Here is a 22,910-nt window from a genome sequence, read left to right as displayed (position 1 = left end):
AAGTGTCCCGGACCGTTCACGGCGACGGGGCACCGTCCGGGCTGAGGTACTGCTCGATCAGCTCGGCTGTCTCGTCCTTGCTCAGATTGCTGGTGTCCAACCACCGACCGCGACCGCCGAATCCGGCCCGCATGGACTCATCGAGTTGCTCGTACCCGTCGAAGTCGAACTTCTCGCTCGCCTCTCTCGCCGCGTTTCGTTCTCGGCACGTCACCGCACCCGGTGCGAGGACGACGAGTTCTGGCGATCGCGGCGACATGAGCTCGAGGAGTCGCTGGAGATGCGCGCCGTCCGGGATCACGCAGTCGATGACCACGTTGAAATCCGCGTCCGCGAAGTTCTCGGCGAGTGCGGACAGGTTCCGGTACACGAGGTCGACCTGCCGATCGGCTTCGTCCGCGGGTAGTCCGAGCGGCCAGACGGCCCCGGAGACGATCATCGAGTGGAGATCGTCGGCCGAGATCCTCGCTGCCCTCGAGCGCCTCGCCGCGAGCAGGCGACTCACGGTGGACTTGCCGGCCCCGGGCATCCCGGTGAGGATCACGATGGTCACGGGTCCATCCAACCGGTGGAACGTGAGGAGAGGCGTCTTCGCTCTCCGCGGTTCACCGGCACCGGGGGAGTTGTGTGCGTGCTTGCTCGTGGGGCTGCGGTCTGCGAGCGTTCTGTCATGGGCGACGACGTGACCACGCTGCGTCGTGTGCCCGGGTTCCGCCCGTACTGGTCCGCCGCGACCGTGTCGTCGTTCGGATCAGCGATCAGCGCGGTGGCCGTCCCCGTCCTCGTGGTGACGGTGCTCCACGCCAGTCCGTTCGAGGTCGGGCTGGTGAACGCAGCCCAGTTCCTGCCGTACGCACTGTTCGGTCTGATCGTCGGCGCCTACGTCGACCGGTTCCGGCGGAAGCCGCTGCTGGTCTGGGCGAGTGTCGGCCGCGGCCTGTGTCTCGCGACGATCCCGCTCCTGTGGCTGACGGGACATCTGGACCTCTGGGTGACGGCTTCGGCGCTGTTCGTGTTCGGGATCCTGTCCGTCGTGGGCTTCGCTGCCACGCAGTCGCTCCTGCCGCGGATCGTGCCCCGCTCGCTGCTGCTGGCAGCGAACGCGCGGGTGGACCAGAGTGACGCGGCAGCGCAGACGATCGGCCCCGGCTTCGGAGGCATCCTGGTCAGCATCGTGACAGCACCGATCGCGATCGCGCTCGACGCCGTGAGCTACTTCGTCGACGCCGTCCTCGTCTCCCGGGTGCGCGTCGTCGAGCCCACGCCCGAACGCCGAGCCGGTGTGCGGCTGCGGGGCGACATCGCTGACGGCCTGCGGTGGACGTACGGGCACGCGACGTTGGCGCCACTGGCGCTGTCCACGCACCTCTGGTTCCTCGCCAACGCGGCCGCACTTACCGTCTTCGCGACCCTCGCGCTCCGCACGCTCGGACTGCCCGCAGTCGTGTACGGAGCGATCCTCGCCGTCAACGGCGTCGCGATGCTCCTCGGCGCGACCGCGGCTCCCCACCTCGGCACACGTTTCGGCGCGGGCCGCACGATCATCGCCGCACGAGCCTCCTACCCGATCGCTTGGGCGGCGATCGCCCTGGCGATCGTCAGCACCGGTGGTGCGGCGCCGACGAGCACGGTCGTGGTCCTGTTCGTCGCGTTCGCCGTGAGCGGCGCTGCCGCGGGGTGCGAGAACGCGAACGAGATGAGCCTCCGCCAGACCGCCACACCCGATGCGCTCCTGGGCCGGATGAACGGGACGATGCGCAGCGCCAACAGGACGCTCGCGGCCGCCGGAGCGGTGGCTGGCGGCGCACTCATGACCGTCGCCGGCGATGGGGTCGCGCTGCTTGCGGTGACGCTCGTCTTCGCCGGCGCCTTCCTCGTCGCGGCGTGCTCTCCACTGCGGACGAACACCGTCCGGTAGGGACGGACAACTCGGAGCACCGGAGCACCTCATCCGCCGATGTGGCGCAGGCGGCGCCACGGCACGACCGTGGAGCTGAGGACGGCGAGGAGCCCGACGAGTGCCAGGGGCAGGAGCGCGGTCGTCTGGTCGATGAGCACGCCGGCGACGGCCGACGCCATCGCTGCGCCGAGGTTCACCGCTGTGTTGACCCAGGTCGAGGCCTCGGTCCGGCTCCGCTCGGGCACGATGGCGTCCCCGACGAGGTAGCCGGTGACGAGCGACGGCGCGAGGAAGACCCCCAGGATCGCCAACCCGACGGCGAACGGCACGAGCGAACGGGCCTGCGACACAGCGACCGCGACGGCGCCCATCCCGATGCCCAGCAGCAGCATCTTGGTCCCGAGGGACGCACGCCAGCGCACGTGACCGTAGGCAAGTCCGCCGAGCGCCCTGCCCCCGGCGAACGCAGCCATCAACCAACCCCGACGCCGCGACCGCACCGTTCTCGTCAGCGACAGCCGGTGCGACGATCTCCGCGACGCCGAGGATGCAGCCGACGCCGGTCAGCACCACGAGTACCCGCAGGAACCCGGGTTGACGCAGGGGACGCTCACGCGCGGGGGTGGGGAGCGCGCTTCCGGTCCGTGCCCGGGATGCAGCGCTGCTCGTCAGACCAAGTGTGCCGACGAGGACCACGACCCCGGTGACCAGGAGTCCGACCGCCGCGGACGTCGTGGTGACGAGTGCCGCGATGGCGACGGGACCGCCGACGAACAGCAGTTCCTCGGCGACCGCGTCGAGACTGAACGCCTGCTTCCGCTGGTCACCGGCGTCGGTGATCCCTCCCCAGATGACGCGCATCGCAGCGCCGAGCGGCGGTGCCGTCGCACCGACGACCACGGAGAGCGACACGAAGGCCACGAACGGTGCGTCGACGGCCGCCGCGATCGCGAGCCCCGCAAAGCCGAATGCCTGCGAGATGCCCAACAGGCTCAGCACGAGACGTTGGCCCCACCGGTCCACCGCTCCTGCCCGCCAGGGCGCGGCGACCACGTTCGCCAGTCCGAACACCGCGGAGGCCACACCGGCGGAGGTGAAGGAGCCGGTACTGGCTCGGACGGCCAGGATCGATCCGAGGCCGGCCATCGCGAGCGCTGAGCGGCCGAGCAAGGCCGGGACGAAGGCGCGGAGCGCGCCAGGGAGCAGGAGAACGGTGAGCACGGGAGGAGTCCTTGTGATGTGGCCGCGGGCACGAGGTCCGTGAACGCCCGTGCTCTGCGGGCGCTCAGGACCGCAGGCACCGGGCAAGGTCAGCGCACGGGAGCGGGTCCCGACCCGCCGTCGGGCACGATGCTGGTATCGAGGGGGTCGCTTTCACCCGCTTCGACCGCACCCTCCGCCCCCCCCGTTCGCACCCGAAAGGAACCACGAACCATGCCTGCCAACCCCCTCGGACTGCTCCTCCGCAACAGGCGCGCCGGCCAGCACACCCTCGCCTGGGCCAACCCCGCCCTCCAGGCACCAGAGACCTTCACGCTCACCAGCCCCGCGTTCACCCACGGGGCACCCATTCCCGAGAAGCACCGCGGCAGGATGCGCGGCCCGAACATCTCGCCGGCTCTGGAATGGACGACTCCATCGGCCGGTACCCAGGAACTCGTCCTCATCGCCCAAGACCCCGACGTCCCGTTCGGTCGACCTGCCACCCACGCACTCACGATCGGTATCGACCCAGCACTCGGCAGCATCCCGGAGAACGCTCTCACCCACCCCAGCCCCCTCCGCGGGCTCACCCACGGCAAGGGCGGCCTCGGCCGCCGCGGCTACTTCGGCCCCCTCCCGATCCGCTCCCACGGACCCCACTCCTACGTCTTCCAGCTCTTCGCCCTCGACCAACACCTGACTCTGCCCGACACCTTCACCCTCGAGGACGCCATCCACGCGATCACCGGCCACGTCATCGCCCGCGCCCGGCTCGACGGCACCTACGAGATCCGGTAGCACCACGCAACAAGCGTCATCACCGAGGCTGCACGAGGTCGCAGGGACGAGAGCGCCGGGACCTGCCACACTCCTCGTGTGGGCCCCGATCTCAGCGACGAGTGGACACGCCGCGTCGGTGCCGAAGCCGCCCACACCCGCCGCACCGTGATCGTGACCCAGAACGCGGCTCGCGGGCTGCTCGTCGCCTACGTCGCGACACTGCTCATCGTGTTCGGCGCCCAGGGGTTCAAGTCGACCGGTGAGCGAATGTGGCCGAACGTCCTCCTGTTCGGGAGCATGCTCCTCGTCATCTGCGGCGAGATCACGCTGACCGCGTGGCAGCAGCTTGCAACGAGGCGTCTCCGAAAGCAGGTCAGCGCCGTGTTGGCGCGCGGCACCGGAGAGACCCGTCCAGTGATCAGGGAAGACGCGCTCCTGGACATGAAGCGTTTCGACGAGTGGACCGCCCGCTACCGCCTGCCGTGGTTCGACGGCACCGTCCACGTACCCGAGCACTGAACCGTCGCACCCCGACTCCTCGGTCGGCGATTCCAGTGGCTGATCACCGGCCGAAGAGCAGGCGCACCCTCCAGCTTCGCGCGGGTGGGACCTACGCTCGGTCCATGCACCAGAACGTCACCGAGGCGTGGTTCGGAGTCCGTTGCGTGTTCCGCCACGTCGAGAGCATCTACGAGGAGCGTGTCGTGATCGTCCTGGCCGCTGACTTCGCACACGCGATCGCGAAAGCCGAGGCCGAAGCCGCTGAGTACGCCGAGAACGTGGACGCCGAGTACGTCGGGCTCGCTCAGGCGTACGCCGTCGCCGACGACCTCGGCGACGGAGCCGAGGTCTTCTCGCTCATGCGCGACTCCGACCTCGCTCCTGACGAGTACCTCGATGCGTTCTTCTCGACGGGAGACGAGCGGCAGGGCGACGTGGACTCGTCCCACGACTCCACCGAGCCGTCCCCGTGACCGATCACCTCCTGGAACACCTCGGGCAGCGCGGCGACGAACTCGTCGAAGTGGCTGTACCAGACTGAGTGGGCGGCACCGGGAACGTCACGGACGATCACACCCCGCCCACGGTGCAGTGCCGCCGTCTCATCGTCGACGTACGCGCTCGGCTCCGCTCGGACGCTGATGCCAGCGCGGCGCGCGAGTTCCTGGACGCACTCCACGATCGCGATCTCCTATCAGCTGCGTTGTGTTCCCAGACCCAACTGTGGCAGCGCGACCGCGAGGATCTCGGATGCCGGGGTCGTGACGTTGGCAGCCGCGTCCTGCCCCGTGACGTCCAGGTAGGCCTGGACGATGCGCGCTCCGGCCGCGTACCCGGCGCCCGTGGGCAGACCCACCGGTGTCGACCCGAACAGACGTGCGCTGGAGTCACCCAGGACCCACGCCGCGAAGTCCTGCATGCCGGTCACGCCCAGTCCCTCGACGACCCGGCGGAGCACGTCGTCGCTGTTCCGGGTCGCTTCGCTGACGAAGTGCGTCAGGCCTCGCTGCCCCTGGGACTCGACGGCGAACAGGTCGGCGAGCCCCTCGGCGACGACGTGCTCACCAACGGTGACGGTCTGCGGGTTCCACACCACACCGCCCGGTGAGTAGCGCACGTTGTGGTGCAGCTCGTGCAATGCGATGCCTTCGAGACGACCCAGGACCTCCTCGGTCGGCCAGACCGTGATGGCGATGAAGCCGCTGATGCCACCGAATGCCGACAGTCCGCGGATCTCGTCCATGAAGTGCGTGTTCGCGGGGTCCCCCAACACGAGCAGGACGGTGAGGTCGGGGACCGTCACGTGCGGATTCGCGGCAGCGAGGTCGCCCAGCCCGTCCGCCAAGGCCCGCTCGATCCGGCCCCAGGCGTCTGCCTGCTCCAAGGACTCGACGGCCGCGCGCAGCTGGCCCCGAGGCGCGGACACACCGACCCCGAAGTTCTGGGCGTGGACCACGGCCAGGTCCGGTCCGCCGGGGACGAAGGAGTACATCCCACCCATCGGTTCCCACAGCCGACGGACGGCGGCAGGCCACTGGTCAGGTGCGGTGTCCACCAGAGCCCGCATGCTGGCTGCGCTGTCGATCATCGTGACGGTCATGGGACCCAACCGTAGACATCGACGCTGCGGGCGAGTGCCGTCAGAACGGCCAGCGGCCTGCTTGCGGTGGCGGATCCGGCACTGGACGGGGTTCACGACGGACTGGAGGAGCGGGGCGGGGTCCCCCCCGCGCCTCCCGTCCGCAGGATCACGGGTCCAAGGCCAGCTGTCGCGCCGTTCCGGACGGCGCGGCCGGCCTAGGGTGGGCGCATGGGCGAGGCGGAGGTCTTCGAGCACGAGCGTCGACGACTCGTGAACATCGCGAGCAGGATCCTCGACGACCGTGGGGACGCCGAGGACGTCGTCCAGCTCGCGTGGTTCCGCTTCCACGCCACCACTGACGCGATCACGAACGTGCCCGCCTGGTTGACCACGGTCACGACGCGGTTGTGCCTCGATCGGCTCCGAGCGCGGGTGCCGGTGCCCATGGAGCTGCACGACGACCTGGTCGAGTCCGATCGGGGTGCTGGTGGTGCGGACGCGGCAGACCCCGCCCAACGCACGGAGCACCGCGAAGCGGTCGGGCAGGCGTTGGGCGTCGTCCTCGACGAGCTGACCCCGACCGAGCGTGTTGCGTGGGTGCTCCATGAGGTGTTCGCATTCGACTTCACCACGATCGGCACGATCCTCGATCGCACGCCCGAGGCGGCGCGGAAACTCGCTTCACGGGCCCGCGCGCGTCTGGCGGACGCGGAGCGTGACGGCGTCATGGGCGATGCCGAGGTGGTCGATGCGTTCATGTCAGCGGCACGGGGCGGGGACCTCGGGCGGTTGCTGTCCCTGCTCGCGCCGGGCGCGACCGTCGGGGCGGACCCCGCCGCGATCGCAGCGGGCACGCCTCGCGCCATCGACGGCCGAGAAGCGGTCGCGGCCTTCTTCGACGGCAGTGCCCGGGCGGCGGTGCCCGCACTCGTGGGCGGTCGACCCGGCGCGGCGTGGTTCCACCGTGGGCGGCCGATGGTCGCCTTCGACTTCACGGTGGTCGACGGCCTGGTCGAGGCCATCACGTTCCGCGCGGACCCGGCGGTCCTGACCGAGGTCGTCCATCGTCGCCGCTCGACCCGAGGCGCGCCGGTCACGTTCGTGGCCGACGATCCGTCGAACGAGTGAGGGCAGCGGACCACGCGGCCCGAGGAGCGGAGACGACGATGAAGACCATGACCTGCCACGACCTCGGCGGACCCTGCATGCTCGAGCACCAGGGCTCCACGGCCGATGCGGTCATCAAGGCGCAGGACCGGCACCTCCGGGACGCGGTCAGAGCGGGTGACCAGACGCACGTCGCGGCGCGCGAGGCGATGAAGGGACGATGGAGGCACCCGAAGAAATCGATGGACTGGTACAACCGTGTCAAGCGGGACTTCGCGGCGCTTCCGTGATCGCCGGACGGTCCAGCCGTCTGCCGTCCAATCGTCTGCAGTGAGACCAGTCGACGAGAACGGACACGAAGTTGCGGGGAAGGGGAACCAGTGTCGGTCACGCCGAATCCGGACGAGTGGGCGGTCCACCGGTCGCCGGCATGGGGAGATCGGGTCGACTTCGTCGCGAACGCGAAGTTCGATGGCAGCGGGCCGGGCACGCTCGGTTGCGAGCAGCTGCTCTTCCAACGGGCCGGTGATGGACGGTACCGGCTCTGTTGCATCCCGTTCTTCACGTACGGGTACAGCCTCGGCGACGTCGTCACACTCGAGGACCACGGTGAAGTCGGCCTCGCTCCTGGGGAGGTCGTCGAGCGGAGCGACCACTGGTCCATCCGGGTCCTCGTGACGCAGGACGCAGATGTCACCGCCTTCCGGACGCTGCTCCGCACTCACGAAGCAGAGGTGGAGATGCTCGGGCGCCTCGTCGCCTGCTCCGTGGTCGGTGAGGAGCGCATGCTGGATCTCCGCCGCGAGCTCGACCAGCTGGAGCGAGAAGGTGTGCTGGAGTACGAGACCGTCTGGACGTGACTTCACCCACGGGCCGTGCTTGGATTCCCAGACGTGGCACGTCGACACCCCGTCTCCGCGGTCGAGCTCAACGACCGGCTCGAAGCCGACCCTGAGTTCATGGCTGCTCGGGCAGCCATCGAGCATGCGAGGGCCGAACGCCTCGCCGCCGAATGCAGGGCCCACCGACCCCTGCTCGAGGAACTGGCCACCGTGGGCCTCGAAGTGGAGTCGGTGTGGGATCTCCTGAGCCTCTCCGAGCCCTGTCCGGCGGCTCTTCCCATCCTGATCGAGCACCTCGAGCACGCGACGTACCCCTCGCGCGTGATGGAGGGGATCGGCCGATCGCTCGCGGTCAAACCCGCCGTGCAGTACTGGGACCGGCTCATCGCCTGCTACCGGCACGCAACCGATGACGGCGCACGCGAAGGAGCCGCGGTCGCTCTCGACGCGTGCGTCACGAAGCAGCAGATCGGTGACCTCATCACGCTGACGCGTGACCGCCACCCGTCGGACGAACTGCCGATCTACTTCCTCCAGCGAATCATGCGGCTCGGCGGGGACGAAGGTCGGTCCTTCGTCGCTTCCCTGGTCGACGACCCCGTGCTCGGAGGGGAAGCAACCGCGTTGACCAGACGGGCGACGAAGAAGGCCGGTGGGCAGCGACACCAAGAAGCGGCTTTCGACCCACAGCGGCCGTGAACGCAGCTTCCCGCTGGATCCACGCCGGTCGTCGAACCAAAGGCTGTTCGGTCACTCCAACCCAACGCACGTCACCGGGAGCATCACACAAGCCATCAGCCCAATCCACTTCGCGGACCGCACCCGGGCCAGATGGATCGGCAACGTCAGCGTTCCATGCCTCCGTCGCCAGGGCTGCGGGGCCGTTGTCGGTGAACAGCGCACGATCCTGCGCCAGGTGGTAGCGACGACCGAGAACTGGACCCTCGGGTCGGTCCCGGTAGAGCACGACGGCAACGTCATCAGTCTGGGCGCGAGCGCCGACCCACTCCATGTCCTTGTTCCAGTCGGCGTCGGTCTTGAACAGATGGTGGAGCTGAGCAATGAATGCCTTCGAGTACGCGCGGTGTTCGTCTGCGGCCACGTCGTCCATGGTCACGATGCAAGCATGCTCAGTCGTCGGCGTCGAGTCCGGACTCTCCGGTCGGCGGCGCGCTTGCCCGCGTCGCCGTGGACGGGGTTCTGGAACGACGAGTCCACTCAGCTCGGGCAGTCGTGCGCCTTGTCCTCGTTTGTGCAGTACGCGGTGGCCATCCCAAGTGTCGTCCTGTGCACATCGACGCCGTTGTAGACGCCGACCCTGCGGTGGTCCCCGGTGGCGGCCCATCGGAATGAGTCAATCGACCCCGCAGCAGTCCCGGACGATGGCCCGCTCTGGGCTGAGTTGCTATGCAACGACGGGAGTTCGTTCGCTGCGCTCTTCGATCGCCACCATGCGCGGGTGTACCGACGATCGGTCAGCTTGACGAATGACGTCCATGACGCCGAGGACGTCACGGCCGCTGCGTTCTACGAGCATCGGCGCCCGCACCTACAGCGCGGATTCGTTCAACGACGCATCGGCAGAAGCCGCCGCCGACGGCATCCGTGTCATCGGCCAGTACAGCGGCACCCCCGACTGGATCCAGAACGACGAGACTCCCGCGGAGGCACCAACGTTCGTTGCGGCACTCGACGAGTACCCGACAGGCTTCAACTTCGGCGGCGGAACGGCGTACATCTTCACCGGGGGTGCCGGTGTCGCGAAGATGCTGAGCCAGTCGTAACAGTCCTGTCACGGTGCTGACCTGAATGAGGGTCGCTCGGACACGGTCGACGCACCGCGTTGTCCGGACCAGGGGTCGCGCGGGTCTGGAACGTCAACGGCGACCAACCAGGCAGGGCATCGCGGGGCGCTTTCGGGCTACGCCGAGATCATCACCGTCTGCCCCGCCCACGGAACCGATGTGCGACGCGTATCGGGCCACCTGGTCGATTCTCGGCTGGGCCTCGGCGGCGGACTGGCCGTCACCGGGCTCGTACTCGTCGCCCGGCACCCTCGATTCGCAACCACGGAGTTCGGGGTGGCCGCAAAACTGTCACTTCCCCCAAAGTCGTCTCAAACTCCGCTGACGTTGTACACGGTGGGGGAGGGCACGAACGTGAACCACGACATGTTCTCCCGCAGCCAGAACGTGCCACCGCCGACGGTGAACACGTGCGAGCCCTTCGAGTGGTTCAACGACTGTGCGATGTCGTCACGGTTGTCGTCGTAGACGCCGCGGGTCAGGGTCAGCCGTCCGCAATTCGACGTTTCGATGCCGACGCCCGGCCGGGACGAACCGATGCCCTTCGAGGATGTGCTCGACACTGTGATCGCTTCCGCCGCGGTGACAGAGCACGTCACCTGCTCCTCATGCGCGTCGTCGTACGCGCTGATGACCCATAGGCCGGGGAGCATCAGCAACGTGATGATGAAGAAGCCGACGGCCAGCAGCGTCGTGAACACGTCCTTGACCGGTTGCGGGCCCTTCCGGACGGTGAGCTTGCCGAAGAACTCCTTGAACTCCACCCACGGCGCACCGGCGTTCAGGTCCAGCCACTCCTCCAGGGCGGCGTAGTTGCGGTGGAACCGGTTCGATGTGAACCCGCGGCCGCGGAACGTGGAGCCGCTGATGACGTCGTTGCCCTTCCCGGATGCTCGGAACCGGGCGAGCTCACCGGGGCCGATGACCCGTTTCCGGCCGATGCCATTGACTGCTTCCAACCGGTCGGGGAACACCGTCACGCGGCTGCGGAGCGCCGCAACAGAGAACAGCAACGCAAGCCCTCCAAGGATGAGGGCGAGGCCGCTGGTCCATACGCGGGTGAACACCGCATCGCCGAACACCGCACCTGTCGACGCCAACCAGAACCCGAACGCGACAACGCCGGCGGACAGCATCGTCCACGCGATCGGAGCGACCCGGCTGCTCCGCACTGTCACTGGACGTGCGTCGGTACCGGCTGCGACTACTTCCCCCATCACACTCCGACCGTATCGAACAGCGCTGCCAGCCGACGCGAAGGCACGATGGTCTGATGGCGGACCCGAAGTGCACGTGGAGCCCGCCGGAGCATCCGAAGCGGACCCTTGCCGTCCTCGACACGCTTCCGGGGGACCTGAGGGGCGACCACGAGCCTCTGGCGGAACCAACACCGGTGTGGGCAACCCTGCACTCCCCGGGGCTCGGCGACCTGCGCCTGCCGGTGTTCGCCATCCGTCGGTACGACGTAGCCGAGCTCGTCCAGACCGGTTGGCAGGTCGCCCGCCAGGAAGCGTGGGTTCCCCGCGACGGCGTCACCACCAGGGTGCTGCGAGAACGAGCCCCGGAGCGAGTCCGCCCACGCCTTGGCCTGGTCGAGCGACGGGCCTGAAGCGGTCCGGCCGCGGAAGCGCTTGTTCCGGTCGAGCGGGTAGGCACTGTCCGGGTCGGTGCGGTAGCCGGATCGGAGGACCTGGTGGCCGGTGAAGTCCCACGTCCCGCCCTTGCTGAACACGATGTGCGGAAGGGCGTCGCTGATCGCTGCGGCGTGCGCCTTCGCGAGGTCGTGCACATTGATGATGCGGTGCTGACGGAGCGCGTCCTGCAGCTCTGCCCGACAGGTCAAGGCTGGTTCGTGGGGCGCTTGTTGCGGCCGGCCAGCCAGACCCAGAAGCCGGTACCGACGGCGGAGAGTGCGACGCCGACGACGAGGATCTGCACGTCAACGCCGAGGTTGTGCCGGTTCACGTCCGGTGCGTTCTGGTCGGTGAGCACCACACGGTCGAGGTCCTGCGGGTCGTACCTGACCTGCACGTGCTGGCCGGCCGCGAAGAAGTCGCCACAGTCGGCGTGTCGTACGAGGTCCCACGTGTGCTGTTTCCCGTTCGCGGTCCCGGTGACAATCGGCACGCATTCGGTGCGGGTTCGTCCCCAGTTCTCCGTGAACCGTCGGACGTCGACGTCGACGACGGTGACTGTGGCCGCCGTACCGGTCGCACGAAGGACGTCGTCTTGGTGCAGCCGGTACCCGTCGGCGATGAAGCCGGCGATTGAGCCAATGATGAACACCCCGCCGAACAGCGGTGCGAGGATGAACGCGGCGACGAATCCGGCACCACCGAGGAGCGCCTTCCATGTGCCGATCTTCCGCGGGGAAGTGCGCTTCTCGTCGGTCATCGGCTGCCCTTCCTTTTGGTACTGCGTCGAAGGTTCACGACGAGGTGGGGACTCCCGACGAGGACCATGACCGTGCCGATGCTGCCAGACAGTGTCATACGGCATCTCAGCGGTGTTCGGGTCCACGACGGGTCCTCCCCAGGGTCCCGCACTGACGGTAAGGCGCACAGCGCCGTCCTCGGCCCCACCAATGCGGCGGGTCACCGGGTCCATGCGCGGACCGGCCCCGAGTTGCCGGCCGACGTAGCGTCGATGAGCTGAAGGTGGGTCCGACCGATGGCGTCAGCCTCAACCCAGGGCGGAAGCTGACCTTCGAAGGCGCCGAGGTCGTCCTCATCGACCGGATGAGCGGTTCCGGGTAGTCCGCACGCATCCCGGGCACGCTGACCACCACCATCACCCCCGACTGGCCAGCGTTCGTCGACAGCCCGTCCAAGAGCGACCGCGGGTACGGCTGGGACGACGTCGCTGGCGTCGACAAGCCGGCGTTCCGTCCGGACCGTCTCACAGCGGAGGGGCTGCCCGAACCGGACCGTAGCCCGGCAGCGGCGTATTGGTAACGCCGCATAGGCTGCCGTCGTGGGGATCCTCTTCTGGCGGCGGCAGCCGAAACCGGTCATCAACCAGTCGCAGTACGACGTTCTCGACGACGTCGTACCCGACGACGAAGACCTCTACGGCATCGTCAGCGAACGGCTCCTGCCCGGCTACAGCCGCCTCGAAGACGTCGTCCAGGATCTGGTCGAGGAGTACCAGGAAGCGCTTGAGACCGAGACGGAACGCACCGAGGAGACGTTCCGGCACGATGTCACCTGGATGGCTCGGACGCTTTGGCACGGCCGTCGCCTCGACGAAGCCGATTACGAAGCGATGGCAGCGTCGGAGCATCATCGGGTCGCTGCCGCATTCAAGCATCTGAGCGGCGCCGGCTTCGTCACCGGCGAATGTCTCGGCGACGACCAGTCGTCCGCGTTCGCGCTGGCGAGGGCAGCCCGCCATCCAACGGCCGACGGCGGTCACGATGAGTGGGCGTACGCGTACTTCCATGAGCAGGACGCCGCAGTGCTCTCGGAGATGCCAGCGAAGCTGTTCATCGCATTCGGTGCGTTCACCACATCCCCGAGCTTCGACGATGAGACCGTGAACCGGGCGATGCTGACCGACCGAGGCCGAGCCGCCATCGAGGACCAGTCGCGGCTCGACGCGGGACAGAAGGTTGCCGCGGCGCTCATCGACGCCGGCCTCATCGTTGAATGGGACGGGACGACGGGGAGACGCATCGTCGTCCACGTAGAACGGTGGCTGCATCCGCTTCCGGTGATCGATTTCGACGACGCCCGTGACATGGCCGATCGGGAGCGCCTGCTCATTCGTTGGCCTGAGGATGGGGCGATGCCCGACGCTCTCGCCATCGCCCCGGACGACGGATGGTGGCGCGTGTGGGCAACAGACGAACGCGGGGGAGCGTGGTCAGAGGGCCGCCGGTTCTCCTTCCTGCCGGACGCGCTCGATCACCTCATCGACCTTGCGCGCGACGTCCAGTCAGGCCTTCGCCGCGTCCCGCCGCACCGCTGAAACCCACCAGGTGACGATGCCTACGAGGGCTGCCCCGCCAACGATGACGGCCCACACGATCGACTGGGTGGACATCCCGATGATGAGCCACAGCACCACACCGAACACCACCGCGATGCTCACCGCCCAGTACCAGGGCAGGTGGTCACCGCCGGCGGCGCGAACCAGCGCTTGATACTCGGCGGCTTCCCACAGGTCTTCGCCGTGCGGCCCGTACCCGCTCTGCCACTGCTGCGCGGGCACTCCGGCTGGTTTCGGCACCTTCGGTCGTTCGACCGGTACCGGCAGCTCCGGTGGTGTTGACCTCTGCTCCGGTGTCCCACCGTACGTCCACTCCCCACCGAGCAGGAAGGACCGTTCCGGTTCTGCGGCTGCCACCGCGCGGTGCACCTCGGTGATCTTGCCTTGCAGGAGCCGATTCGGTTCGGACCAGAGACCGGCGTCGCTCATGACGTCGGAAACGTACTGCTCGAAGTCGGATTCATCGCCCCAGGACATCTCGACGAGCTCGGTGAGCTGCAGCCGGACCGCTGCCCCGTCGGTGCGGGCCGCGACCGAAGCGACGTCTGCCAGCAACCGCCGTGCGGGTTCCTCGACCTCGGGCCACACTGCGGCGACCTGCGGCAGACGAGTCTGGAACTGCTGCTCTGCCGTGGGCCAGGGAATGGACACGTCACACGCGTCCGCCTCAGGCGACGCCCCGGACTCCAGCACGTCGTGCAGTCGGGATGCGTGCCGTTCCCACTCAGCATTGGGGACAAACCCCATCCATAGAAACGGAAGGATGTACTGTGTCGTCCACTCGCCAGCCACCGACTCCATGTCCACCTCAGCGGACACTTCGGCGGACGGACCGGAAAGCACCAACAGCGAGACTGAGTTCCCCACGACGACGACCCTACCGACCGGTCACACGAACTCGAGCTCGTCGGCAGGAACCGGCACCCATGCTGCGGCGCTCACCTGAGTTGGCGGCGCAGCGAGCGGGGGTTCGACCAGCACCGACTGCCGTTGCAGCGGCAGCTGGCTCGGCTGGCTCGGCAGTATCCGGCCTTGGCAGGGTGGAGGCAGTGGGCTGCTTCATCGTGGTGGGCCGGTGACTGGGGTGCGGACGATGGGCGCCTGGTCGTGCAGTCACCTCGTGCGCGACATGCTGGACCGCTGATCCGTCCGGCAGCCGATCCCTCATCGGGCAAACCGCCCCGGCGGCGCCCTCATCCAGTGTCGTGATCACATGTTGAATTCGGGTACGGCGCGCCACCGTGGCGGCCTCTCTCCCAGTAGCAGCGCGGCCTGCTCTGACAAAGCTTCTGCGCCATGACGAAAGACTCGTGCGCAGCTGATAGCGCCGTGAAAGGTCAGGGAATGCCTACCGCCCGATTGCGGCCGAAGTACGTCACTCGCCGCAACGCCCGTCTTCATTGGACCCGGCCAGACTTCAGGAAGGTAGCCGCGGGTTAGCCCATGCGAGAGCAGATGACGTACTTGCAGCCAACCTTCCGCAGCATCAAGGGCCTCGCCCCAGGTAAGCGTCTTGCTACCCCACCAAGTTGACCGGCTACCAAGAGTGGGTGGATCATTCACCGCGAGGGACCACGTTGGCCTCCAATCGGGTGAACGCCAGCTGCCCAGCTGACTAACCAGGGACTGCTCAAATTCCTTCAACGAAGGAGAGTTGTAATGCGCGAGCTTTGCGATCTGGGCGAAACTCAGCCCACGCTTCGCGCCCACCACGGCCACGAACTCTTCGACGAATCCTTCAAAGGCGGATATCGACGTCATCACCACTGCCGGCGCCAAAGCCATATGACCTGCTGACGGTCGACCGGGCGTTCGAGCATGGAGCTGCTGAAGCGCATTCGGCACCGCGAGCGCCTTCGCGTATCGGGCGACCGTTGACTGCAAAGTGGGAGCATCAGGCACAAACGTGACCTTACTTCATCTCGCGCCGCAGCGGCGTCGGCCCGCAGCAGCGGCGGTCCCCAGGAGCGGACGAACCATCTAGTCCGTGATAGGTGTCCGCTTGCCGGTCGCCCTACGGACGCGGTCACCGGTGGATGTGAGCAGCCTCGCTCTGTGTCGTCGTTTTCGCTGCGATCGGTGTCGGGTCAGGTGGTGCCGATGACGAGGGTGCTGCGGGCGGCCTCGACGACGTCGTTGGTGATGACGTCGAGTTCGTTGATCTTCAGGACGCGTTGGATCTGAGGGAGGAGGCGCTCAAGGAGGCGGAAGTTGCCGCGGGTGATGCGTTCGACGGCGGCGATGGCTTGCGCGTCGGTGAAGTCGTCGGGGTCGAGCGTCTTGCCGAGCTTGCGCCATTGACGTTCGAGGACGAAGAGCAGCTCGTCGTGGCCGAGCGGACGGTACTGGTGGGCGAAACCGAGGCGGCTGTAGAGCTGCGGGTAGTGGCTGAACTGCTTCTCGATGCCGGGCATGCCGATGAGGATCATCGCTATGCCGGTGCGGTCGTACTGGTCGCGGAGCCACTCGATGGCGTTGCCGGTGAGGCGTTCGGACTCGTCGATGATGATCAGCTCGAGCAGGGACGGGTTGGGGCCGTGTGCGTGGTCGAAGTGGCGACCCTGGAGCAGGAGGTGTTCCTCGATGCAGCGTTCGGTGCGGAGCATGTCGTGCCGGAGGTCGTCCTGCAGGGCGCGCATCGTGGCGGAGACCTCGGGCGTGTAGAAGACGGTGCGGGCTCGGTGGGCGGCGGCGTAGATCTTCGTGTCGTCTTCGCTGCGTGCGGCCCATCTGGCGATGAACGGGCCGATGCTGTCCCAGTGGGCGTAGCGGCGTGCGGAGAGGGTCTTGCCGACGCCAGCGGGGCCGAAGCAGACGCCGATGGTGTTCTGCTTCCGGACGGCGTCGGCGAACTCCGCGAACCGACGGTGTTCCTTCGTGATGATGAACTGGCTCGTCATGACCGGTCCTCCTCGTAGGTCATCAGTCGCGGTTGATCCGGTGCCGGTGCGGGTGCTGGTGGGGTGTGATCATCGGGTGTGGGGCGGATGATCGCGATGCGTTCGCGGATCTGCCCGCGCAGGGCTCTTCGTTGCGCGTTCCGGGCGGCCTGGATCTGCTTGAGACTGATGGTCTCGGTCTGATGCGCGGTACTGATCGCGGTGCACAGGAACGCGTCGCGGTGAAAGACACGGATCTCGGTGACGTCGCGGGGGTCGTACCGGACGCTGACGGTGCTGCCCACGAAGGGTGCGAGAGTGGTTGCGGTGTAGCGGAGCCCTTCGAAGTGGATGCCGTCTCGTTGCACGACACGCGTGGTCGGGACGGTGAGCAGGAACCCGTCGAGCTGTTCGAGGGAGTCCGGCATTCGTGGCAGCCACCCGTCTGCGATCCACGCTTCCAGTGGGCTCTTCCGGAGCTCGCGGTGGATGCGGGCGTTGTAGCGGCGGATGAACGTGTTGATGGCACTGTCGACACCGGCGAGATCCAGCGCCGGCGTCGGCGCCGGCGCCGAGGATCCGGGTGCGAGGTGGCCGGGGAGCGTTGGGAGCAGCTCGGTGTTGATGGTGCCGAAGAACCGCTCGATCTTCCCGCGGCCCTGGGGGCGAGCGACCTGCGAGTGGATGATGCGGAGGTGCAGCACGGCGGCGGTGTCGCCGATTCGGTGGCTGGTGAAGTCGGACCCGTGGTCTGTGTAGAGCACGTCTGGGATCCCGCAGACAGGCCAGTCCGGTTCCGGCTTGTGCCAGATCGCTTGCCGGAGCGCGAGCGCGGTGTTCGCGGCGGATGGGGCGCCGAGGAACACCATGTACCCGCAGACCGCGCGGGAGTAGTCGTCGAGGATCACCGTCAACCACGGCCGTTCGGGCTTGCCGTCGGGTCCGACGATGAGCAGATCGAGCATCGTGTGGTCCGCCTGCCAGATCGCGTTGGGGCGATCCGCACGACGTCGGAGCAGCAGTTCGTGCTTGTCCCGATATGACGCGGGCCCCTCAAGCGCGAGCGTCACCATCCCGGGATCAAGCCCGTTCACGATCGACCGCACAACGGAGTACGACGGCGCTGAGAGACCTCGTTTGGTGCAGTAATTGTCGACCTGGCGGTGAATCGTGGCGATCGAAGGTCGTGGCTTGGTGAGTGCGAGCCCCTCAATCAGGCGCACCAGTTCCGGTGCCGTCCGTCGGGCGCCGTGATCGGTGCGGGTGCCGTCGGCGAGAGCCGGGTATCCGCCGGTTCGGTAGCGGGCCAACCAGCGTTGCAGGGTGCGCTCAGCGACGCCCGTGGTGCGGGCCAGGGTGGCGAGCGGGATGGCGTCCTCGACGTGCAGTCGAAGGATGCCCCACCGCTCGCTCGCGTCCATAGCCAGCTACATCGTTGGGGAAGGCTTGGTTCGTCGCGCCGCGACGGGCTCGGCGTGCTTCGCGAGTGCACGGTAGATGGTGGTGCGGCTAACGCCGAGCACGTCGCCGATCTGCGCGACGGTCATGTCCTGCTGTTCGTAGAGCCGGCGTGCGGTGCGCACCTGGTCCGCGGAGAGCCGAGATGGTCGGCCGCCGGTGCGGCCGCGGGCTCGAGCGGCGGCGAGGCCGGCGTTGGTGCGTTCCTTGATGAGGTCCCGTTCGAACTCCGCCAACGCGGCGAAGACGTGGAACACGAGCCGGCCGCCGGGCGAGGTGGTGTCGATGGTCTCCTGCAGGGACCGGAACCCGATGCCGCGCTCGGCGAGAGCGTGCAGCTGATCGATGAGGTGCCGGATGGACCGGCCGAGCCGGTCGAGTCGCCAGACGACGAGAGTGTCGCCGGGGCGGAGCTGGTCGAGGAGCTTGTCGAGCTCGGGCCGGTGTTGGAGCGACCCGGACATGGTGTCGACGAACACGCGGTAGCAGCCAGCGGCGTTGAGCGCGTCGATCTGCAGCGACGCGTCCTGGTCTGTGGTGGACACGCGCGCATACCCGAGAAGGTGACCCATGAAGAGAACGTAGCGAAACTCGACCAGGAGGGGTAGTGGCGGCACGTAGATTCTGGGACTGGGTTCCGCTACAAGACACGGCGCCTCGCACCCGGACTGAGCGCCGGTACGGATAGTTGTAGCGGAATCGTTCGTATTTGTTACGTCTGCCGCGCTCGCGCGGCGAGCCGGAGTGCTTGCACGGAACGGAGGTGTTGTTCCGATCGGTGGCGGCCGTTGGCGGGAGACGGATGTGGTGCTGCGATGACCGGAAGGAGTCGGGGGTGCTCGTCCAGGGTGAAGTGTCGCATGACGCCGTCGAGGGCAACGGCCCCGTACGTGACGATCGCAGTGAGAGCGGGGAGGGCCGCGAGCAGTGTGGCGAGGGCATGCCGCCCCTCGTCGATGTCCTCGAGTCGCACGCGGTCGGGCAGTTCCCATGGGACAAGGTTCCAGCGGACGTACTCGCCGCGTGCGAGTCCGGACTCGATACGGGCTGCTCGGAACGCGGCCGCGGTCGGGCCCGGGTTGTCCTCGCTGCAGATCGCTGCGTGCGCTGCGGCGATGGTCTGGGGGCCAGGCGACTGCATCAGGACCAGGACACGGCTGAATCTGCCGCCGGATCGTGGGTCGAAGCTCGGGACGAACCGTTGGCTGCCGTCGGGCGCGGTCCGCCACGTCTCCGCGAGACCGTTCAGCGATCGAACGTCAGCGAGTTCCTCGGGGGTACTCATGCCGGCTGTGGCGGTGCCAGCAGGGTGCCACGGATGACGGATCCGTGAAAGGTGCGAAGGGCAACGGTGATCCATGCGGCGACGAGGCCGGCGTAGTAGATGACGGCGAGGACGGCAACGACGGTCAGGCCTGAGTGCAGGGCGAGCCCGTTCAGGCCGGTGACGCAGGTCCCGACGGGGAACGTGAAGGACCACCAAGTCAGGCTGAACGGCAAGTGTTCGCGGGCAGTGCGGATGGTGATCGCGAGGGCGATGACGGTCCACAGCAGCGCGAAGCCGAGCATCGCGAACCCGTACACCAGCGCCACGACCAGCAGGGCATGCGCGGTACTCGCATCGACAACGGTGGGGGCGTTCGATGCGAGGAGGTTCACCGCGGTGATCGACTGTCCGACCGGCCCGAGGACGATCCACAGAGTCGGGACCATGCCGGCGGCCCCGACCTTGTGCTGCGCGAGACGGTTCCAGATCAGCGTGATCACGACCAGCGACGTGATGAGGCTGAGGCCGAAGAAGCCGTAGCAGGACCACAGCAGCGTCTCCCGCGCCTGCCCGGCGGGGGCGTACGGCAGCAGGAGCGCACCGGTGGAGGCGGACACCATCGGCGGGACGATCGGCATCAGCCAGCCGCCGAACGCGGAGTCGGGCTTGTTCTCGTGGCGGGTGAACGCCAGGTACGGCACGAGCACTGCCGTGAGCAGTCCTCCGATGGTGCCGATGGTCCACAGGACCCAGTCGATGGTGACGGCGGCGGGCAGGCCGACCCAGTCCTTGCCGAGCAGGAGTGTCCCGGCGCCGACGGTGAGGAACGCCATCGGTGGTGCGCCGTAGAAGTGCGAGATCACCGGGTTGAGCTGGTGCCCGGCTGCAGTGCTCCGGTAGCGGATCCAGTGCAGCACCGTCGCGGTCGTGAGGGCGACGAGGAGCACCGCGGCGATCGCCCACACGACCGTCGCCGCGAGGCGCAGCCCGGGGAACTGCAGCGGCAGTGACGCAGCTGCGACAGCGACGATCCCCGTGCCCATGATCGACGCGAACCAGTTCGGTGTGAGATTCGACACGATCAGGCCTGGCCGCTCCAGGTCACGGAACAACGCCGTCTGCGGCCGTTGGGGCAGCTGGCTACCGTTCGCGGGTGCAGGGTCCGTGCGGAGCGTTGTCATGGGCCAAGCCTGCGCGAATCCTGCCTCTGGCGGTACCCGGAACCTCTTGGCAGGGCACAATCAATGATTGTGGCACTACGGCGACTCACGGACCGAACCCTCGACCTCGACACACTCGACGTGCTCGCACGCGTCGCCGAGACCGGCTCCCTCTCCGCTGCCGCTGGAGCGCTCGGCGTCACGCAACAGGCAGTGTCTGCTCGGATCCGGGTCGCCGAGCGCATGGTCGGTCACTTGTTGGTGCACCGCTCGACCACGGGGTCGGTGCTGACCGAGACCGGCAGGCTCGTCGTCGGGCTGGCCGGACCGGTCCTCGACGCGTCTCGCCACCTCGAAGCAGGAGTGGCTGCGCTGCGGACTCCCACGGGTTCGCTCGTCGTCGCAGCGTCACAGACGATCGCGGAGCTGCTGCTGCCGGGCTGGCTGCTCGAATTCCGCCGCCGCGAACCCGACGTGCGGGTGCGCCTGATCGCGGGCAACTCCGCCGCGGTGACGGACCTCGTGCAGTCGGGTGGCGCGAACCTCGGGTTCACGGAGACCCCGGTGACGGCGGCAGGTGTGTCCGCGCAGGTGATCGCGGACGATGAGCTCGCGGTCGTCGTTGCGCCGGAACATCCCTGGGCTCGGTCGACCGGGATCACTGCGGAGGTCCTGGCGGCGACGGCTCTGCTCCTGCGGGAAGAAGGTTCCGGAACTCGCGCGACCCTCGCCGCATGGCTCAGGGAGGCCGGTTTGAGCATGTCGGTTCCGGCCGCGGTGCTGGAGACCACGAGCATCATCCGGGCGAACGCGCAGGCTGGAATTGCACCGGCGGTGATGAGCCTTCGCACGGTCGCCGCCGACATCAACGACGGGTCGCTGGTGCGGGTCCCGCTCGCTGGGCCGCCACTTGCCCGGCCGTTGCGGGCGATCTGGTCGGGAGAGCCTCAGCCAGCTGGTTCTGCTTTCCTGCGCGTCGCCCACGAGGTGACCGGTCGGGGTCAGCGCAGCCCGTAGGGCAGCTCCGGATTGTTCTCCGCGATCTCGGTGAGCCGGTTGTACTTGGCGACGCGTTCTCCGCGGGCGGGTGCGCCGGACTTGATCTGTCCGGTTCCGGTGCCGACGACGAGGTCCGCGATGAACGTGTCGGTGGTCTCGCCGGACCGGTGCGACACCATGCTCCGCATCCCGAGCGAGCGTGCGACGCCGATCGCGTCGAGGGTCTGGGAGACGGTGCCGATCTGGTTCGGCTTGATGAGCGCCGCGTTCGAGAGCCCGTCCTTCCCACCGTCGCGGATGCGCTGCGGATCGGTGACGTAGAGATCATCGCCGACGATCTGGAGCATGTCGCCGAGCGCGAACGACATCGCCTTCCAGCCGCCGTGGTCATCTTCGGAGAAGCCGTCTTCGATGCTCCGGATCGGATACCGGCTGATGAGGTCGCGGTAGTAGTCGACCATGCCTGCGCGGTCGAGCCGGCGGTCCACGACCCGGTAGCTACCGTCACCGAGCGCGAACTCGTTCGCCGCCGGGTCGAGTGCGATCGCGACGGTGTCCACGCCGGGCTCGTAACCGGCGGCACTGATCGCGGCGACGAGGAGGTCGAGGGCCTCCTCGGGCGCGGCGATCGACGGGGCGAAGCCGCCTTCGTCCCCGAGACCGAGACTGCCGAACCGTTCCCGGACCAGTGCCGCCAGCGCGTGGTAGACGTCCGATCCGATCCGAACCGCGTCGGTCATGGTCTCGGCGTTCACCGGGGCGATCATGAACTCCTGGAAGTCGAGCGCGTTCGCTGCGTGCGCTCCGCCGTTGAGCACGTTGAAGTGCGGGACGGGCAGGCGGGGCGTGCTGCCGGTGACGTCTGCGATCCAACGCCAGAGCGGCAGCTCCGCTGCGGCGGCGAGAGCGCGTGCCATCGCGATCGAGGTCGCGACGACACTGTTCGCGCCGAGCCGGCGGTGGTTCGGGGTGCCGTCGAGGGCAGCGAGGGCGGCGTCGGCCTGCCCGATCGAGGTCCACGACTGGCCGGTGATCATCGGTGCGACGTCCGTCGTGATGAGGTGCAGTGCCTGGCTCACGTCGCGGCCGCCGTAGCTGCTGCCGCCGTCGCGAAGCTCGACAGCCTCATGCGCGCCAGTGGATGCGCCTGCGGGGGCGTCACCGGTGACGACGGTGCCGTCCTCGAGCTCGAGACGCACCTGGATCGTCGGGTAGCCGCGGGAGTCGAGGATCCGGGAGCCGTGCAGGCTGCTGATGGTGACGGGGCGGCTGGTGTGGGTCACGTACTCGCCCTGATGGTGGGTGGTGTGGTGGACGTTGCTGATGTAGTCGTTCACGGCGGTTGTCGCCTTTCGGGTTGGTCGTGCGGGTGTGGGCCGCGGGGAGGCGGAGGGACGACCTCCTGGCGATCACTGGGCGCCAGTTGCCTCCCCACGG

General features: G+C 68.0%; 24 protein-coding genes. 12 read left to right on the top strand and 12 right to left on the bottom strand.

What is annotated here, in order from left to right:
• Nucleotides 1–16: 16 nt before the first annotated feature.
• Nucleotides 17–553 (bottom strand): AAA family ATPase, encoded by a 537-nt coding sequence (locus MT346_RS01765; RefSeq protein WP_243561033.1) that lies wholly within the window; start codon nt 551–553, stop codon nt 17–19.
• Nucleotides 554–670: 117 nt separating this feature from the next.
• Here MT346_RS01765 and MT346_RS01760 point away from each other — a divergent pair, with 117 nt between their 5' ends.
• On the top strand, nt 671–1,918 hold the full coding sequence (locus MT346_RS01760; protein ID WP_243561032.1) for an MFS transporter: 1,248 nt from the start codon (nt 671–673) through the stop codon (nt 1,916–1,918).
• A 29-nt stretch (nt 1,919–1,947) separates the two neighbouring features.
• Here MT346_RS01760 and MT346_RS01755 read toward each other — a convergent pair whose 3' ends face one another.
• On the bottom strand, nt 1,948–2,373 hold the full coding sequence (locus tag MT346_RS01755; protein ID WP_243561031.1) for a hypothetical protein: 426 nt from the start codon (nt 2,371–2,373) through the stop codon (nt 1,948–1,950).
• Nucleotides 2,374–3,334: 961 nt separating this feature from the next.
• Here MT346_RS01755 and MT346_RS01750 point away from each other — a divergent pair.
• The 3 genes from MT346_RS01750 to MT346_RS01740 all read left to right on the top strand — a co-directional run bounded on the left by MT346_RS01750 (nt 3,335) and on the right by MT346_RS01740 (nt 4,857).
• The gene (locus MT346_RS01750; RefSeq protein ID WP_243561030.1) at nt 3,335–3,901 is read left to right on the top strand and encodes a YbhB/YbcL family Raf kinase inhibitor-like protein; all 567 of its coding nucleotides are present in this window, start codon (nt 3,335–3,337) and stop codon (nt 3,899–3,901) included.
• A gap of 78 nt (nt 3,902–3,979) precedes the next feature.
• Nucleotides 3,980–4,402, top strand: a complete 423-nt coding sequence (locus MT346_RS01745; RefSeq protein ID WP_243561029.1) for a hypothetical protein — start codon at nt 3,980–3,982, stop codon at nt 4,400–4,402.
• A gap of 104 nt (nt 4,403–4,506) precedes the next feature.
• On the top strand, nt 4,507–4,857 hold the full coding sequence (locus tag MT346_RS01740; protein WP_243561028.1) for a hypothetical protein: 351 nt from the start codon (nt 4,507–4,509) through the stop codon (nt 4,855–4,857).
• Between the two features lie 221 nt (nt 4,858–5,078).
• Here MT346_RS01740 and MT346_RS01735 read toward each other — a convergent pair whose 3' ends face one another.
• Nucleotides 5,079–5,984 carry a DUF2268 domain-containing protein gene (locus tag MT346_RS01735; RefSeq protein ID WP_243561027.1) on the bottom strand — a complete coding sequence of 302 codons (906 nt, stop codon included), beginning with the start codon at nt 5,982–5,984 and terminating at the stop codon, nt 5,079–5,081.
• Nucleotides 5,985–6,194: 210 nt separating this feature from the next.
• On the opposite strand from MT346_RS01735, the gene MT346_RS01730 reads away from it, so the two are divergent.
• From MT346_RS01730 to MT346_RS01705, 6 genes are all read left to right on the top strand, one after another.
• Nucleotides 6,195–7,094, top strand: a complete 900-nt coding sequence (locus MT346_RS01730) for a sigma-70 family RNA polymerase sigma factor (RefSeq protein ID WP_243561026.1) — start codon at nt 6,195–6,197, stop codon at nt 7,092–7,094.
• Nucleotides 7,095–7,141: 47 nt separating this feature from the next.
• Nucleotides 7,142–7,363 (top strand): hypothetical protein, encoded by a 222-nt coding sequence (locus tag MT346_RS01725; RefSeq protein WP_243561025.1) that lies wholly within the window; start codon nt 7,142–7,144, stop codon nt 7,361–7,363.
• 90 nt (nt 7,364–7,453) lie between these two features.
• A complete protein-coding gene (locus MT346_RS01720; RefSeq protein ID WP_243561024.1) occupies nt 7,454–7,933 on the top strand; it encodes a DUF4265 domain-containing protein in 480 nt (159 codons plus the stop codon).
• Between the two features lie 99 nt (nt 7,934–8,032).
• Complete coding sequence (locus tag MT346_RS01715; RefSeq protein WP_243561023.1) at nt 8,033–8,614, top strand: hypothetical protein; 582 nt, start codon at nt 8,033–8,035, stop codon at nt 8,612–8,614.
• Complete coding sequence (locus tag MT346_RS01710) at nt 8,568–9,224, top strand: hypothetical protein (RefSeq protein ID WP_243561022.1); 657 nt, start codon at nt 8,568–8,570, stop codon at nt 9,222–9,224. Before MT346_RS01715 ends, MT346_RS01710 begins: the two co-directional genes overlap by 47 nt.
• A 187-nt stretch (nt 9,225–9,411) precedes the next feature.
• Complete coding sequence (locus MT346_RS01705) at nt 9,412–9,699, top strand: hypothetical protein (RefSeq protein WP_243561021.1); 288 nt, start codon at nt 9,412–9,414, stop codon at nt 9,697–9,699.
• Between the two features lie 332 nt (nt 9,700–10,031).
• Here MT346_RS01705 and MT346_RS01700 read toward each other — a convergent pair whose 3' ends face one another.
• The 3 genes from MT346_RS01700 to MT346_RS01690 are packed head-to-tail and all read right to left on the bottom strand — an operon-like array spanning nt 10,032 to nt 12,327.
• Nucleotides 10,032–10,898 carry a hypothetical protein gene (locus MT346_RS01700; RefSeq protein WP_243561020.1) on the bottom strand — a complete coding sequence of 289 codons (867 nt, stop codon included), beginning with the start codon at nt 10,896–10,898 and terminating at the stop codon, nt 10,032–10,034.
• A 38-nt stretch (nt 10,899–10,936) separates the two neighbouring features.
• Nucleotides 10,937–11,563 (bottom strand): hypothetical protein, encoded by a 627-nt coding sequence (locus MT346_RS01695; RefSeq protein ID WP_243561019.1) that lies wholly within the window; start codon nt 11,561–11,563, stop codon nt 10,937–10,939.
• Nucleotides 11,560–12,327: a hypothetical protein gene (locus tag MT346_RS01690; RefSeq protein WP_243561018.1), complete on the bottom strand. Its 768-nt coding sequence runs from the start codon at nt 12,325–12,327 to the stop codon at nt 11,560–11,562. The genes MT346_RS01695 and MT346_RS01690 overlap by 4 nt, the downstream gene beginning before the upstream one ends.
• A 366-nt stretch (nt 12,328–12,693) precedes the next feature.
• Here MT346_RS01690 and MT346_RS01685 point away from each other — a divergent pair, with 366 nt between their 5' ends.
• Nucleotides 12,694–13,689 (top strand): hypothetical protein, encoded by a 996-nt coding sequence (locus MT346_RS01685; RefSeq protein WP_243561017.1) that lies wholly within the window; start codon nt 12,694–12,696, stop codon nt 13,687–13,689.
• Here MT346_RS01685 and MT346_RS01680 read toward each other — a convergent pair.
• The 5 genes from MT346_RS01680 to MT346_RS01660 all read right to left on the bottom strand — a co-directional run bounded on the left by MT346_RS01680 (nt 13,657) and on the right by MT346_RS01660 (nt 20,495).
• Nucleotides 13,657–14,577, bottom strand: coding sequence for a hypothetical protein (locus MT346_RS01680; RefSeq protein ID WP_243561016.1), 921 nt, complete (start codon nt 14,575–14,577; stop codon nt 13,657–13,659). The genes MT346_RS01685 and MT346_RS01680 overlap by 33 nt on opposite strands.
• Before the next feature lie 1,220 nt (nt 14,578–15,797).
• Nucleotides 15,798–16,610, bottom strand: coding sequence for an AAA family ATPase (locus tag MT346_RS01675; RefSeq protein WP_055960810.1), 813 nt, complete (start codon nt 16,608–16,610; stop codon nt 15,798–15,800).
• Nucleotides 16,607–18,010 (bottom strand): Mu transposase C-terminal domain-containing protein, encoded by a 1,404-nt coding sequence (locus tag MT346_RS01670; protein ID WP_071245666.1) that lies wholly within the window; start codon nt 18,008–18,010, stop codon nt 16,607–16,609. Before MT346_RS01670 ends, MT346_RS01675 begins: the two co-directional genes overlap by 4 nt.
• A gap of 6 nt (nt 18,011–18,016) precedes the next feature.
• A complete protein-coding gene (locus MT346_RS01665) occupies nt 18,017–18,619 on the bottom strand; it encodes a recombinase family protein (RefSeq protein WP_055960814.1) in 603 nt (200 codons plus the stop codon).
• Between the two features lie 709 nt (nt 18,620–19,328).
• Entirely contained in the window at nt 19,329–20,495 is a 1,167-nt protein-coding gene (locus MT346_RS01660; protein ID WP_060915499.1) for a TDT family transporter, read from the bottom strand.
• Between the two features lie 63 nt (nt 20,496–20,558).
• On the opposite strand from MT346_RS01660, the gene MT346_RS01650 reads away from it, so the two are divergent.
• Nucleotides 20,559–21,491, top strand: coding sequence for a LysR family transcriptional regulator (locus tag MT346_RS01650; RefSeq protein ID WP_208385475.1), 933 nt, complete (start codon nt 20,559–20,561; stop codon nt 21,489–21,491).
• On the opposite strand, the gene eno is transcribed toward MT346_RS01650, so the two are convergent.
• Nucleotides 21,476–22,810 carry a phosphopyruvate hydratase gene (gene eno / locus MT346_RS01645; RefSeq protein WP_083393829.1) on the bottom strand — a complete coding sequence of 445 codons (1,335 nt, stop codon included), beginning with the start codon at nt 22,808–22,810 and terminating at the stop codon, nt 21,476–21,478. The two genes, MT346_RS01650 and eno, sit on opposite strands and share 16 nt — an antisense overlap.
• Nucleotides 22,811–22,910 lie beyond the last annotated feature (100 nt).

This window comes from Curtobacterium sp. VKM Ac-2922 (assembly GCF_022815645.1).
In the GTDB taxonomy this organism is placed as follows: domain Bacteria; phylum Actinomycetota; class Actinomycetes; order Actinomycetales; family Microbacteriaceae; genus Curtobacterium.
Note: the sequence above shows the minus strand (reverse complement) of the source record. Positions and strands in the feature narration are given on the sequence as shown.

Bases quoted from the DNA above. Each gene is read 5' to 3' on its own strand.
- MT346_RS01760 (WP_243561032.1), top strand. From the start codon at position 671: ATGGGCGACGACGTGACCACGCTGCGTCGTGTGCCCGGGTTCCGCCCG.
- MT346_RS01755 (WP_243561031.1), bottom strand. From the start codon at position 2,373: ATGGCTGCGTTCGCCGGGGGCAGGGCGCTCGGCGGACTTGCCTACGGT.
- MT346_RS01750 (WP_243561030.1), top strand. From the start codon at position 3,335: ATGCCTGCCAACCCCCTCGGACTGCTCCTCCGCAACAGGCGCGCCGGC.
- MT346_RS01740 (WP_243561028.1), top strand. From the start codon at position 4,507: ATGCACCAGAACGTCACCGAGGCGTGGTTCGGAGTCCGTTGCGTGTTC.
- MT346_RS01735 (WP_243561027.1), bottom strand. From the start codon at position 5,984: ATGACCGTCACGATGATCGACAGCGCAGCCAGCATGCGGGCTCTGGTG.
- MT346_RS01730 (WP_243561026.1), top strand. From the start codon at position 6,195: ATGGGCGAGGCGGAGGTCTTCGAGCACGAGCGTCGACGACTCGTGAAC.
- MT346_RS01725 (WP_243561025.1), top strand. From the start codon at position 7,142: ATGACCTGCCACGACCTCGGCGGACCCTGCATGCTCGAGCACCAGGGC.
- MT346_RS01715 (WP_243561023.1), top strand. From the start codon at position 8,033: ATGGCTGCTCGGGCAGCCATCGAGCATGCGAGGGCCGAACGCCTCGCC.
- MT346_RS01705 (WP_243561021.1), top strand. From the start codon at position 9,412: ATGACGCCGAGGACGTCACGGCCGCTGCGTTCTACGAGCATCGGCGCC.
- MT346_RS01690 (WP_243561018.1), bottom strand. From the start codon at position 12,327: ATGGACCCGGTGACCCGCCGCATTGGTGGGGCCGAGGACGGCGCTGTG.
- MT346_RS01675 (WP_055960810.1), bottom strand. From the start codon at position 16,610: ATGACGAGCCAGTTCATCATCACGAAGGAACACCGTCGGTTCGCGGAG.
- MT346_RS01670 (WP_071245666.1), bottom strand. From the start codon at position 18,010: ATGGACGCGAGCGAGCGGTGGGGCATCCTTCGACTGCACGTCGAGGAC.
- MT346_RS01665 (WP_055960814.1), bottom strand. From the start codon at position 18,619: ATGGGTCACCTTCTCGGGTATGCGCGCGTGTCCACCACAGACCAGGAC.
- MT346_RS01660 (WP_060915499.1), bottom strand. From the start codon at position 20,495: ATGACAACGCTCCGCACGGACCCTGCACCCGCGAACGGTAGCCAGCTG.
- MT346_RS01650 (WP_208385475.1), top strand. From the start codon at position 20,559: ATGATTGTGGCACTACGGCGACTCACGGACCGAACCCTCGACCTCGAC.